Origin of the sequence: Nonomuraea sp. NPDC050556, assembly GCF_044457355.1 — a bacterium.
Classification (GTDB): Bacteria; Actinomycetota; Actinomycetes; order Streptosporangiales; family Streptosporangiaceae; genus Nonomuraea.
This window is the reverse complement of the sequence record NZ_JBITGU010000002.1, coordinates 1,864,197-1,876,283: the sequence shown is the minus strand read 5'-3', so window position 1 is coordinate 1,876,283 and position 12,087 is coordinate 1,864,197. Positions and strand designations below refer to the sequence as shown.

12 protein-coding genes are annotated in these 12,087 nt (G+C 70.6%); 6 read left to right on the top strand and 6 right to left on the bottom strand.

Annotation, left to right across the window (positions count from 1 at the left end; translation table 11 throughout):
• Positions 1-77 precede the first annotated feature (77 nt).
• Together ACIBG8_RS26960 and ACIBG8_RS26955 are read right to left on the bottom strand one after the other, a co-directional pair.
• On the bottom strand, positions 78-2,945 hold the full coding sequence (locus ACIBG8_RS26960) for an ATP-binding protein (protein ID WP_397345721.1): 2,868 nt from the start codon (positions 2,943-2,945) through the stop codon (positions 78-80).
• A gap of 89 nt (positions 2,946-3,034) precedes the next feature.
• Complete coding sequence (locus tag ACIBG8_RS26955) at positions 3,035-3,181, bottom strand: hypothetical protein (RefSeq protein WP_397345720.1); 147 nt, start codon at positions 3,179-3,181, stop codon at positions 3,035-3,037.
• A 165-nt stretch (positions 3,182-3,346) separates the two neighbouring features.
• Here ACIBG8_RS26955 and ACIBG8_RS26950 point away from each other — a divergent pair, with 165 nt between their 5' ends.
• The 5 genes from ACIBG8_RS26950 to ACIBG8_RS26930 all read left to right on the top strand — a co-directional run bounded on the left by ACIBG8_RS26950 (position 3,347) and on the right by ACIBG8_RS26930 (position 7,822).
• Entirely contained in the window at positions 3,347-4,399 is a 1,053-nt protein-coding gene (locus ACIBG8_RS26950; protein ID WP_397345719.1) for a hypothetical protein, read from the top strand.
• A 95-nt stretch (positions 4,400-4,494) separates the two neighbouring features.
• Positions 4,495-5,427, top strand: a complete 933-nt coding sequence (gene deoC, locus ACIBG8_RS26945; protein WP_397345718.1) for a deoxyribose-phosphate aldolase — start codon at positions 4,495-4,497, stop codon at positions 5,425-5,427.
• Positions 5,424-6,845 (top strand): aldehyde dehydrogenase family protein, encoded by a 1,422-nt coding sequence (locus tag ACIBG8_RS26940; protein WP_397345717.1) that lies wholly within the window; start codon positions 5,424-5,426, stop codon positions 6,843-6,845. The genes deoC and ACIBG8_RS26940 overlap by 4 nt, the downstream gene beginning before the upstream one ends.
• Positions 6,835-6,999, top strand: coding sequence for a hypothetical protein (locus ACIBG8_RS26935; RefSeq protein ID WP_397345716.1), 165 nt, complete (start codon positions 6,835-6,837; stop codon positions 6,997-6,999). Before ACIBG8_RS26940 ends, ACIBG8_RS26935 begins: the two co-directional genes overlap by 11 nt.
• Entirely contained in the window at positions 6,992-7,822 is an 831-nt protein-coding gene (locus ACIBG8_RS26930) for an aldehyde dehydrogenase family protein (protein ID WP_397345715.1), read from the top strand. The genes ACIBG8_RS26935 and ACIBG8_RS26930 overlap by 8 nt, the downstream gene beginning before the upstream one ends.
• Here the strand turns inward: ACIBG8_RS26930 and ACIBG8_RS26925 are convergent.
• The 3 genes from ACIBG8_RS26925 to ACIBG8_RS26915 are packed head-to-tail and all read right to left on the bottom strand — an operon-like array spanning position 7,819 to position 10,352.
• Positions 7,819-9,249, bottom strand: a complete 1,431-nt coding sequence (locus ACIBG8_RS26925; RefSeq protein ID WP_397345714.1) for an amidase — start codon at positions 9,247-9,249, stop codon at positions 7,819-7,821. The genes ACIBG8_RS26930 and ACIBG8_RS26925 overlap by 4 nt on opposite strands.
• Before the next feature lies 1 nt (position 9,250).
• Complete coding sequence (locus ACIBG8_RS26920; RefSeq protein WP_397346210.1) at positions 9,251-9,508, bottom strand: hypothetical protein; 258 nt, start codon at positions 9,506-9,508, stop codon at positions 9,251-9,253.
• Positions 9,501-10,352 carry an SPFH domain-containing protein gene (locus tag ACIBG8_RS26915; RefSeq protein ID WP_397345713.1) on the bottom strand — a complete coding sequence of 284 codons (852 nt, stop codon included), beginning with the start codon at positions 10,350-10,352 and terminating at the stop codon, positions 9,501-9,503. Before ACIBG8_RS26915 ends, ACIBG8_RS26920 begins: the two co-directional genes overlap by 8 nt.
• A 43-nt stretch (positions 10,353-10,395) precedes the next feature.
• Between ACIBG8_RS26915 and ACIBG8_RS26910 the strand changes: the two genes are divergently transcribed.
• The gene (locus ACIBG8_RS26910; RefSeq protein WP_397345712.1) at positions 10,396-11,604 is read left to right on the top strand and encodes a pyridoxal-phosphate dependent enzyme; all 1,209 of its coding nucleotides are present in this window, start codon (positions 10,396-10,398) and stop codon (positions 11,602-11,604) included.
• On the opposite strand, the gene ACIBG8_RS26905 is transcribed toward ACIBG8_RS26910, so the two are convergent.
• Positions 11,538-12,086 carry a hypothetical protein gene (locus ACIBG8_RS26905; protein WP_397345711.1) on the bottom strand — a complete coding sequence of 183 codons (549 nt, stop codon included), beginning with the start codon at positions 12,084-12,086 and terminating at the stop codon, positions 11,538-11,540. The genes ACIBG8_RS26910 and ACIBG8_RS26905 overlap by 67 nt on opposite strands.
• Between the last annotated feature and the right edge of the window lies 1 nt (position 12,087).

Sequence of the window (12,087 nt, the reverse complement as noted above, 5' to 3'; positions counted from 1 at the left end):
ACATCGTGGGCGCGGAGGGCGCGGAGGGCGCGGAGGGCGCGGAGGGCGCGGAGGGCGCGGAGGGCGCGGAGGGCGCGTTAGAGGGTGAGCAGAGACAGCCGGTGGGCTGCCGCCGCTGCCTCGCCGCGGCTGGAGACGGCGAGTTTGCCCAGGATGTTGGACACGTGCACGCTCACCGTCTTCGCCGAGATGAACAGCTCCCCAGCAATGTCCCGGTTGGTACGCCCCAACGCCACCAACCGCAACACCTCAAGCTCCCGAGGCGTGAGCAGGTCCGTGGACTCCCCGTCCGCAGGCACCCCGCCCACCCGCCGCGACAGCACCTCGATCTCCTCCACCAACGGCACCGCACGCAGCCCCGCAGCCAGCGGCAGCGCCAACCGCAACCGCGCCGACGCCCCCTCCCGGTCCCCAGCCAGCGCAGCGGCGTTCGCCGCCCGCAGGAGCGCCTTGGACTGCGGATGCGGCCGCTTCAACTGCTCCCAAGCCGCCGCAGCCGCGTCGAAGTCGCCCGAGTACGTGACCCGGTAAGCCTCGGCGACCGCCCCCGTGGCCCGGAGCGTCTGCGCGATGTTGGCGGCGTGGACGCGCACCGCGTCCGCCCGAGCGGGCTCGGCGGCGTGCGCGGCGTCGCAGACGAGGCGGATCAGGGCGAGCAGCCGCCACCCCAGCATCGCCTTGCTCGACTGCGCCGGCCGCGACAGCACCCGCTCGGTGACCGCGAGCGCCTCGTCGGGCTCGCCGCGCAGCAGGTGCCACCCGATGTGCAGCCGCGCGCTGTTGGTGATGTCCTGGACGAAGTCCTCAGGCCGTTCCTTGAGCACGCCCAGCTCGCCCAGGATGCCCTCGACCAGCGTCAGCTCCCCTCGGGCCAGCGCGATCTCGGCGCGCACCCGGAGCAGGTGGTAGCGGCTGCGCAGGCTGGGGCTGAAGCTGAGCGCCCGCTCGACGGTCTCGATCGCCTCGTCCCAGCGGCCGAGCGCTTCGAGGGCCTCTGCGCGGTTGTTGAGGATGAACGTGCCGCTGGTGCGGATCCTGCCGTACTTCTTGGCCAGCCGTTCGCCCTCGTAGGACAGTTCGAGCGCCTCGTGGGTGCGCCCGAGGTCGCTGAGCGCGTCGACGGTGTTGCCGATGGCGCGCAGCATGAGGCGGCCAGAGCCCATCTCCTCGCCGAGCTGCCTGGCCCGCTCGTTGCCGATGATGGTGGCTTCGAGGTCGCCGGTGATGGACTGGCCGAGCGCCAGGTCGAGCAGACAGTCGCCTTCGAGGCACTTGTCGCCGAGCTCCCTGGCCAGCAGCAGCCCTTCCTGGGCCGCCGCGGTGCCCTCGGCGATCTCGCCCTGGAGCATGAGGTGCTGCGCCATGGGCTGGAGCACTTCAGCGCGGGCGAGGCTGGGCGAGGGGACGAGTTTCAGCGCGTGGCGGAAGTCGTCGATGACGCCCATCTTGGCCTTGGCGATCTGCAGGATGGCTCGCCGTACCATGAGGTGCGCGACGCGCTCGGGCTCCTTCTCCTCGTCGAGTTCGGAGAGCGCGGCCTTGACGAACTTCATCCCGCGGTCGACCTCGCCACCGGCGTGGGCGGCGGCGGCCGCCTTCTCCAGGACGTGGGTGTGGTCGCTGCCGATGCGCTCGGCGGCGTCGGGGACCTTGTCCCACAACATCAGCACACGTTCGAGCAGCGGGATGGCCTCGGTGTAGGCGAAGGCCCCGAACGACTTGACGGCCGCTTCCCACGCCGAGATCAGCGCCCACAGGTCGTCGCGCGCGCTGTGCCAGTGGTGGGCGAGCTCGACGGCGGCCCTGCCCGGCGGCACGAGGTGCTTGTTGGCCGAGATGGCCTCCGCGTAGCGGGCGTGCAGGCGCTGGTGCTCGCCCGGCAGCAGCTCGTCGTGTACGGCTTCGCGGATCAGCGCGTGGCGGAACACGTAGGCCCGGTTGTCGGCGATGAGCAGCACGTTGCCGGCGATGGCGGGGCGCAGCGCTGTTTCGAGCTCGACGTCGGACAGCCCGCTGACGGCCGACAGCAGCGCGTGGCCCACCCGGATGCCGCCCGCCGCCGCGATGCGCAGGACGCGCTGCGTCTCCTCGGGCAGCCGCTCGACGGAGTGCAGGATGAGGTCCTGCATCGACTCGGGGAAGCCGTCGCAGACGTCGTTCTCCAGCAGCGCCTCGACGAACAGCGGGATGCCCTGGCTGCGCTCGTAGACGGTCTGGATCTTGGGGTAGTCGGGGGTCCTGCCGAGGATGCCGGCCATCTGCCCGGCGACCTCGTCCTTGGAGAGCCTGGGCAGGTCGAGCCTGAGCACGCCGGCGACCCTGCCGAGCTCGGCGAGCACCGGGCGGAGCGGGTGTTGCCTGTGCAGGTCGTCCGATCGGTAGGTCATCACGATCAGGACCTGGGAGGTGCGCAGGTTGCGGCTGAGGAAGGCGATCAGGTCGCGGCTGGACCTGTCGGCCCAGTGGATGTCCTCGATGAAGAGGATCGTCGGCTTCGTCTCGGCCAGCCGTTCGAGGAGGGTCAGGAACTGCTCGAAGAGCCGCGCCCGCCCGGTGTCGGTGTCGCCGTCGACGCTCGGCTCGCCGAACTCGGGCAGCAGTCTGGCCAGATCACGTGCGGCGCCTTCCGGCAGCAACGCGGCGACCTGGCCGGTTCCTCGTTCCCTGACGAGCTGCCTCAGCGCCGCCGTGAACGGCGCGTAGGCCAAACCTTCGCTGGACAGCTCCACGCACCCGCCGAACAGCGTGTGCGCCCCCGAGAGCGCGGCCTGCTCGGCGAAGGCCTGGAGCAGACGGGTCTTGCCCACGCCGGCCTCGCCGCCGAGGAGCACGGCTGTCGCCGTCCCCGCGCGGGCTTCCTCGAAAGCCTCGGCAAGGGTGGAGAGCTCCACCCCACGCCCCACGAAAACGGGGCTCACCGACCGACCCAGCATGGTGTCCAGCATGTCATGCCCTTTGGTGAGCTTTCGACGGGTTTAGGGGGGCTGTGAGGCCCGGCCGCGAGGGAGGATGCGGCCGGGCTCTTTTGGCGTGGTCATGCGGAGCGAAGGCGGGCGAAGACCGAGCGGCGCTCGGACTTGTTGGCCTTCCTGGCCTCGCGTACGCGGCGGTGCTCAGCGGCGGCCTGGTGAAGCTCGGAAACGTGGCTCTTCATCAGCTGGAAGTCGAGCTCGGCGTTCATGGTGACTCCTGTGTTTTGTTCTTCGTTCTTTCTGACACCCTTAACACTCCTCCTAAGGCCCACCCCCCTACATCGGGCGGATGCCTTATCTCTTGCCGAACCATCGGCTTAGGACTACCTAGGACACGGCGTAGAGGGGCCTTAGGCAGGCCACGATGGTCCTCCGTGAGGCGATTCATGATCACGGCTGTGGCCGCTCTGGTGCTCGTGCAGAGCGCTCCCGCCGCAGCTCAGGAGGTAGATTGGCGGGTCTCGGTCGCGGGTGGGGCCGACTCCCTAGGTGGCTTCCAGGACGTGGGTGCGAGCGGCCCTAGGGATGCCTGGGTGGTGCGTACGGGGCTCCCGCTGCTGCGCTGGAACGGCTCCGCGTGGCGACCGGTCAAGGGGACGGCCGTGCCGTACCTCGTGAGCTCCTACAGCCCCGGTGAGCTGTGGCGGTTCCACGAGAGCACCGAGAAGGTCGACGTGGTGCGCTGGAACGGCAAGGAGTGGAGCCGCCTCCCCATCGCGGCCGAGGGGGCGCATGCCACGGCCGCGGTCGTCCCCGGGCGCGGGGAGTGCTGGGCGGCGGGGATCCAGTTCGGCGAGCGCGGCATGACGGACGTGCTCTGGCACTGGCAGGGCAACGGCTGGCACACCGTTCCCACGCCACTGCCGATCAGCGACTTCGCCGCCGCCTCACGCAAGGACGTGTGGGCGCTGAGCAGCATGGGGTACGGCGGCGAGCGGGTCGCCTCGATCATGCGATGGAACGGCGGAGCCTGGCGTAAGGAGGCGACGCCCGTCCTGGCGCAGCGCTCGCGGCTCGGCGACGCCTATGCGGAGCTCTCCGACATCGTGGCGCTCAGCAGGGACGACGTGTTCGCCGTAGGGGCGATCACCACGATCGAGGGTGAGAACCGCTCCGTCAGGGAGGCCATCGTCATGCACTGGGACGGCCAGACCTGGCGCAGGCTGCCGCACCGGCCGCTGGAGACGGGGTACAAGCGGGTCGCGAGCGACGGGGCCGGCGGGCTCTGGCTGGTCACGGAGCGTCAGGGCCGATCGGACGTCCTCACGCACTACACGGGGCCCGGGAAGTGGGCCCAGGTGACGGTCGGGACCGCGCGCCTGGAGATCACCGGGCTGACGAATGTGCCGGGAACCACGCAGATGTGGGCGACGGCCGAAGCCCGAGGTCCAGGCGCTGCGCGGCAACTTGTCCTGTCACACCAGTGACACGAGCGAAAATTGATGAAATGCCGGGCTGAGCCTCGGCCACGTCCGGTTTGGAACTAGGCATCCCGGTCGGCGATGCTGTGAGGGTGTCAACTGTGACTACCTCGCTCGCGGACGTGGCGTCCTCGAACACCACGCTGCGAGCCTTCCTGCACGGCCTGCCCGGTGTCGACCGGGTCGGCGCCGACCAGCGGGCTGCGATGCTCGGCACCCGATCCATCAAGACCACGGCCAAGGCCCAGGCCATCGACCTGGCTATTTCCATGGTCGACCTCACCACCCTGGAGGGTGCGGACACCCCTGGCAAGGTCAGGGCGATGTGCACCAAGGCCATGTATCCCGGTGAGGGCGCGCCCAGGGTGGCGGCCGTCTGCGTCTACCCCGACCTGGTGGCGACAGCCGTACAGGCCCTGCACGGGTCGGGGGTGAAGGTGGCGAGCGTCGCCACCGCGTTCCCGAGCGGCCGTTCCTCGCTCGAGGTGAAGGTGACCGACACCGCGCTGGCCGTGGCGGCGGGCGCGGACGAGATCGACATGGTGATCGACCGCGGCGCCTTCCTGTCCGGCGACTACCTCAAGGTGTTCGAGGAGATCGTCGCGATCAAGGCGGCGTGCGGCGACGCGCACCTGAAGGTGATCCTGGAGACCGGCGAGCTGTCTACCTACGACAACGTACGACGGGCCTCCTGGCTGGCGATGATCGCCGGGGGAGACTTCATCAAGACCTCCACCGGCAAGGTCGCCCCGGCCGCGACGCTCCCAGTGACGATGATCATGCTTGAGGCGGTCCGCGACTTCAGGGACAGGACCGGTCGCCAGGTCGGCGTGAAGCCCGCCGGTGGCATCCGCACGACCAAGGACGCGATCAAGAACCTGGTGCTCGTCAACGAGACAGCGGGTGACGACTGGCTGTCGCCCGACTGGTTCAGGCTCGGCGCGTCCTCCCTGCTCAACGACCTGCTCATGCAGCGGCAGAAGCTCACCACCGGCCGCTACGCGGGCCCCGACTACTTCACCTTGGACAAATGATGTTCGAATACGCACCAGCGCCCGAGTCGCGCGACGTCGTCGACATCAAGTCGTCCTACGGCCTGTTCATCAACGGCGAGTTCACCGAGGGCGGCGGCAAGCCCTTCAAGACGATCAATCCGGCATCCGAGGAAAAACTCGCGGAAATCGCGACGGCGACCTCGGATGACGTCGACCGGGCGGTCCAGGCCGCACGCAAGGCCTTCGGGGTGTGGTCGGGGCTCCCGGGCGCCGAGCGGGCCAAGTACCTGTTCCGCATCGCCCGCATCATCCAGGAGCGCGCCCGCGAGCTGGCCGTCCTGGAGTCGCTCGACAACGGCAAGCCCATCCGCGAGTCGCGCGACGTGGACGTGCCGCTGGTCGCCGCGCACTTCTTCTACTACGCGGGCTGGGCGGACAAGCTGGAGTACGCCGGGTTCGGCAGCAAGCCTCTGGGTGTGGCCGGTCAGGTCATCCCGTGGAACTTCCCGCTGCTCATGCTGGCCTGGAAGATCGCCCCGGCGCTGGCCTGCGGCAACACCGTCGTGCTCAAGCCCGCCGAGACCACCCCGCTGACCGCCCTGCTGTTCGCGGAGATCTGCCAGCAGGCCGACCTCCCGCCCGGCGTGGTCAACATCGTGACCGGCGCCGGCGAGACCGGCGCGGCCGTCGTGGCGCACCCGGACGTCAACAAGGTGGCCTTCACCGGCTCCACCGAGGTCGGCCGCATCATCGCCCGCACGGTCGCGGGCACCGACAAGAAGCTGACGCTGGAGCTCGGCGGCAAGGCCGCGAACATCGTGTTCGAGGACGCCGCGCTCGACCAGGCCGTCGAGGGCATCGTCAACGGCATCTTCTTCAACCAGGGCCACGTCTGCTGCGCCGGGTCCAGGCTGCTCGTCCAGGAGTCCGTCCAGGACGAGGTGCTCGACGCGCTCAAGCGCAGGCTGGGCACGCTCAGGCTCGGCGACCCGCTCGACAAGAACACCGACATCGGCGCGATCAACTCGGCTGAGCAGCTCGCGAAGATCAGGGAGCTCTCGGAAGTGGGCACCCAGGAAGGCGCCGAGCGCTGGTCGCCCGCCTGCGAGCTCCCCGAGAAGGGCTTCTGGTTCCCACCGACGATCTTCACCGAGGTCGCGCCGTCGCACCGGATCGCCCGCGAGGAGATCTTCGGCCCGGTGCTCTCCGTGCTGACCTTCCGTACACCGGAGGAGGCCGTGGAGAAGGCCAACCACTCGCCCTACGGCCTGTCGGCCGGCGTCTGGACCGAGAAGGGGTCGCGCATCCTGTGGATGGCCGACCGGCTGCGCGCCGGGGTCGTCTGGTCCAACACCTTCAACAGGTTCGACCCCGCCTCGCCGTTCGGCGGTTACAAGGAGTCGGGGTACGGCCGAGAAGGCGGGCTGCTCGGGCTGGAGGCCTACCTTGACGTGTGAGCATCGGCGCAGGCGCAGGAAGACCCCGGCCCACCACCTCACCAGGGCGGGACGCCCGGTCAGGAGCGGGTCCTTCGCGCACCGCTGCGGAGTCAGCCGCTGCGGCCACATCTTCGTTCCGGTACGGCTGACGCAGGAGACCCGTGATGAGTAGGTTGTCCGTCCGCAAGACCTACAAGCTGTTCATCGGCGGTGCGTTCCCGCGTTCCGAGAGTGGAAGGTCCTACGCCGTGACCTCCCCCAAGGGTGACTTCCTGGCCAACGCCTCGCAGGCCTCGCGCAAGGACGCCCGCGACGCGGTTTCTGCCGCGCGCAAGGCGTTCCCCGGCTGGTCGGGGGCCACGGCCTACAACCGCGGGCAGATCCTCTACCGCATCGCCGAGATGCTGGAGGGGCGGCGGGCGCAGTTCGCCGACGAGGGGTGCAAGAAGCCGTCCATCGACGCGGCCATCGACCGGCTGGTCTGGTACGCGGGGTGGTCGGACAAGATCGCCTCGGTGCACGGGTCGTCCAACCCGGTGGCTGGGCCGTACTTCAACCTGTCCTCGCCCGAGCCGTCGGGGGTCGTCGCGGTCGTCGCGCCGGACGACCCGCTGCTCGGGCTGGTCTCGGTGGTCGCGCCGGTGATCGTCACCGGCAACACGTGCGTGGTCGTGGCTTCGGAGCGCACGCCGCTGCCGTCGATCACGCTGGCGGAGGTGCTGGCGACGTCGGACCTGCCTGGTGGGGTGGTCAACATCCTGACCGGGCGGCGGGCGGAGCTGGCGCCGTGGCTGGCCGCGCACATGGACGTCAACGGGCTCGACCTGACCGGCGTCGACGACCAGGACCTGGCGCTGCGCTGCGAGCAGGACGCGGCGGAGAACCTCAAGCGCGTGCTCAGGCCCGCGCGCGAGGACTGGTCCGCCGACCCGGGCATCACCAGGATGACCAGGTTCATGGAGACCAAAACGGTCTGGCACCCGGTCGGGATCTAGAAGCCCGGTGGGTGGTACGGCGGGCGGTAGGGCTCCAGTTGGGCGGCGAGGCGCAGCAGCTGGGGCTCGGCGCCCGGTGGGCCGATCAGCTGCACGCTGATCGGCAACCCCGTGGTGTGGGTGGCGAACGGCACGCTGAGCGCCGGCCACCCCGCCATGTTCCACGGGCCGGTCGCGGGCGCGTAGCCCACGTTGACCAGGGTGTTGCGGAGGAAGCCTCGTGAGCCCCACCGGTCAGCCTTGGGCGGCAGCGCGGCGAGGGTGGGCGTGATGAGCACGTCGGCGTCGCCGAACCACTGGTCGGCGCCGTAGCCCTGCCACCGCTCCCGCCCCTTCACCCCGTCCAGGCCCAGCCGCCTGAGCGCCCGCCCCGCCCTCGCCAGCGAGCGGGTCCGGCGCTCCAGCAGCTTGGGGTCCAGCCCGGCCGCGTCCTCGGCCGCGCAGGCCAGCCACGCGGAGATCGTGGACCAGCCGAGCCAGTTCGGCAGCCGCCCGTGCTCGACGATCGTGTGCCCGGCCACCCGCAGCCGCTCGGCGGCCGCGGACACCGCCGCCTTGAACTCCGCGTCCACGCGCAGGCCAGGCGGCAGGGGCTGGGGCGCGTAGGCGATGCGCAGGTCGAAGGGGTCGGCGCTGGACCTGATCGCGACCGGCTCGACGATGTCGGCGTCGTCCCAGACCGAGCGCAACATCGGCGGCGGGGGGTCGACGCGCCTGCCGGTCTCCCAGGATTGCTCCAGCGACGGGTCGGCCGAGAGCACGGAGAGCATCAGCGCCAGGTCGGCAGCGGTGGTGGCCAGCGGGCCGTTCTCCGACAGGCCGTGCCAGTCGTGGGCGGGCGGCGGGATCACGTCGGGGCCCGGCTTGAGGGTCAGGACGCCGCAGCAGGCGCCGGGGATGCGCAGCGAGCCCATCCCGTCGTTGCCCAGCGCAATCGGGACCATCCCCGCGGAAACGGCCGCCGCGCTGCCGCCGGACGAGCCGCCTGCCGTGCGGGTGAGGTCCCAGGGGTTCCTGGCTGTGCCGTACACGCTGTCGCTGAAGCCGACCAGGCAGAGCTCGGGCACGTTGGTGATGCCGACGACCACGGCGCCCGCCGCGCGCAGCCTGGCCACGGCCGGGTGGTCCTCGGCCGCCGGGTCCTTGGACGTGGCGGCCGAGCCGTTCCTGGTGGCCTCGCCGGCGACCTCGAGGTTGTCCTTCACCGCGACGGGCACCCCGGCCAGCGGCAGCGTGGACAGGTCATGACGCTCCTGTACGGCACGCGCCTCGTCCACCGCCTGCCGCCTGACGACGCGGAAGGCGCCGACCGCCCCGTCGCGCTCCGCTATGCGGTCGAGGTGCTCCTCGACGACGGCGGCGGCGGAGATGGTGCCCTGGCGTACGGCTGCTGCTATCTCACCCGCGGACCTACCAGCCCATGACATGTCATGATTTTGGCCCCTTGTCGGTGGCAGCGCCAGGATTCCTGCCCGCCTGCTTGAGCGCCATCCGCAGGGCGTACTCGATCTGCGCGTTCACGCTGCGCAGATCGTCCGCCGCCCACTTGGCGATGGCGTCGTGGACGGCAGGATCGAGCCGCAGCAGGAGCTTCTTGCGTGCTGATGGTCGCGCTCCCGACGGTCCCGCGCTGGTTACGCCGGAAGCTGCCGCTCGCGGGTCCTGCTCGCCGCTCCGGTCAGCCATACAGGCTGCCGGTGTTGATCACCGGCTGGGTCGCGCGGTCGCCGCAGAGCACGACCAGCAGGTTGGACACCATCTGCGCCTTCCGCTCCTCGTCGAGCTCCACGACGCCCTCGGCGGTCAGCCGGTCGAGCGCGAGCTGGACCATGCCCACCGCGCCCTCGACGATGCGCGTGCGCGCTGCGACGACCTGGGCGGCCTGCTGCCGCACCAGCATCGCCTGGGCGATCTCCGGCGCGTAGGCCAGGTGCGTGATGCGCGCCTCGATCACCTCGACCCCGGCCAGGTCGGTGCGCTCGCGCAGCTCGGTGGTGAGCTCGGAGGCCACCTCGGCGCCGTCGCGCAGGCTGGTGCGGTCGGCCTCGTGCGAGTCGTAGGGGTGTGTGGTGGCCAGGTGGCGCACGGCCGCCTCGGACTGGATGGCCACGTACTCCTCGTAGTCGTCGACGGAGAACGTCGCCTTGGCGGTGTCGACGATCTTGTAGACGACCACGGCGGCGATCTCGACCGGGTTGCCGTCGGCGTCGTTGACCTTGAGCTTGGCGGTCTCGAAGTTGCGCACGCGCAGCGACACCTTGCGCTTGCTGGTGAACGGCAGCACCCACTGCAGGCCGGGAGCGGTCGAGGAGCCGACATAGCGGCCGAAGAACTGCACCACCTTGGCCTCGTTGGGGTTGATCACGGTGAATCCGGTGACGATGATCGCAAATATCACGACGTAGACCGCGAGGAAGACCGCGGCCATGTCGCCATTGGCGCCGCCGGCGGCGATGAACGCGGCCACGGCCAGCCCGACGAGGACGAACAGCATGACGAAGCCGTTGATCCGGTAAGCCTCTCGTTCCATCCCGACCCCCTGCTATCGAAGTGATATCACTATGATACTTCATGTGAACGGAGAATCCCTAGCCACCGGCCAGCGATCGCTCGGCGACCCCTCGATCACCTATCCGCTCTGGCCGCCGCTGACCTCGGGGTGCCCGCGGACGAGCACGCCGGAGCTCGCCTATCCGCTCGAGGTCACCTACGACTACGCGCGGGTGGACAAGTCCCTCTTCGACCAGCAGGCCGGGCCCGACCTCGCGCGCTGGGCCCCGCTGCTGCCGCCCCTGGACGCGCCGACGCTGGGCGAGGGCGGCACGCCGCTGCTGGAGTTCGACGGCGTCTTCGTCAAGGACGAGTCGCGCAACCCGACCTGGTCGCACAAGGACCGGCTCAACCGGGTCGCGGTCAGCGCGGCCGTACACGTGGGGGCCCCTGGGGTGGTCGTGGCGTCCTCGGGCAACCACGGCGCCTCGGCGGCCGCCTACGCGGCCAGGGCGGGTCTGGGCGCGATCGTGCTGACCTCCGACGAGGCGCCGCCCGCCGTCCAGAGCTTCGTGCGCTCGTACGGCGCGCAGGTCCTGACGCTGCCGGTCGAGGACAGGTGGCCCGCACTGCGGCAGATCGTCGAGCGGCTCGGTTACCACCCGGTCAGCAACACGACCGTCACCCACACCGGCCACCCGTTCGGCGCCGAGGGCTACAAGACGATCGCCTACGAGCTGTTCACCCAGCTCGGTACGGCTCCCGCCGCCGTGTTCTGCCCGACGGGCTACGCGGAGCTGCTCTTCGGCGTGTGGAAGGGCTTCACCGAGCTGCACGCGCTGGGGATCACGGCGAGCACGCCCCGCGTGTTCTCCTGCGAGACGGCGGCGGCGGGGCCGCACGCGCGCGCTCTGGCCACCGGCGTGCCCGCCACCGTCGTGGAGCTGGGCCCCACCGACGCCTACGGCATCGACTGCGCCGCGGGCGGGTACCGCGGCCTGAGGGCGGTGCGGGACAGCGGAGGCGAAGCGCTCCTCCTCACCGACGAGGAGCTGCGCGCCGCGCAGACCGCGCTGTCCCGCCAGGGGCTGTGGGTGGAGCTGTCCAGCGCGGCGGGGCTGGCCGGGTACCGCAAGCTGGCCCGCGCCTTCGACGGTCCCGTGGTGTGCGTGACGACGTCGAGCGGGTTCAAGGACATCGGGGTCGGCGAGCCGATCCCTGAGGGTCAGTCCTTGAGCCAGATCCTCAGCGGGCCGATCGCCGCGAAGCCCTCGGGCGCCTCGCCCTCGTAACCCACGAGGTCGCGGCCTGGGTGCAGCCGTGCAGCCGTGGCGACGATCCCCGGCCAGGGGTCGTCGCCGTCCACGTTGGAGACGCCGAGCACGGCGTCGCTGGTGTTGAGCGTCGCTTCGTTGCTGTGGCCGTCGTGCACGTGCCAGACCGTCTCGCTCCGCCGGTCGACCTTCCAGTCCCCGCCCGGGGTGCCCGGCGGGCGGTGGATCCAGGTGGCCTCGAACAGCACGCGGAAGCCCGGCAGGTCGAGCGAGGCGAAGCTGTCCTTCACCGACGCCCCTGGGCTTTCGTCGATGCCGTCGAGCACGTCGCCGGCCGTGGCGTCCGGGGTCAGCGAGATGGCGTCCGGGTAGAACTCCGGGGTCCTGCGTGGGTTGGTCCAGGCGCGCTCGCCGTACCGGCCGGGCACGCCGTGCTCGGCGCACACCAGCTCGCACCAGGCCGCGTTGTTGCGTACCGCTTCGAGGAGTCGTGGGTGCATG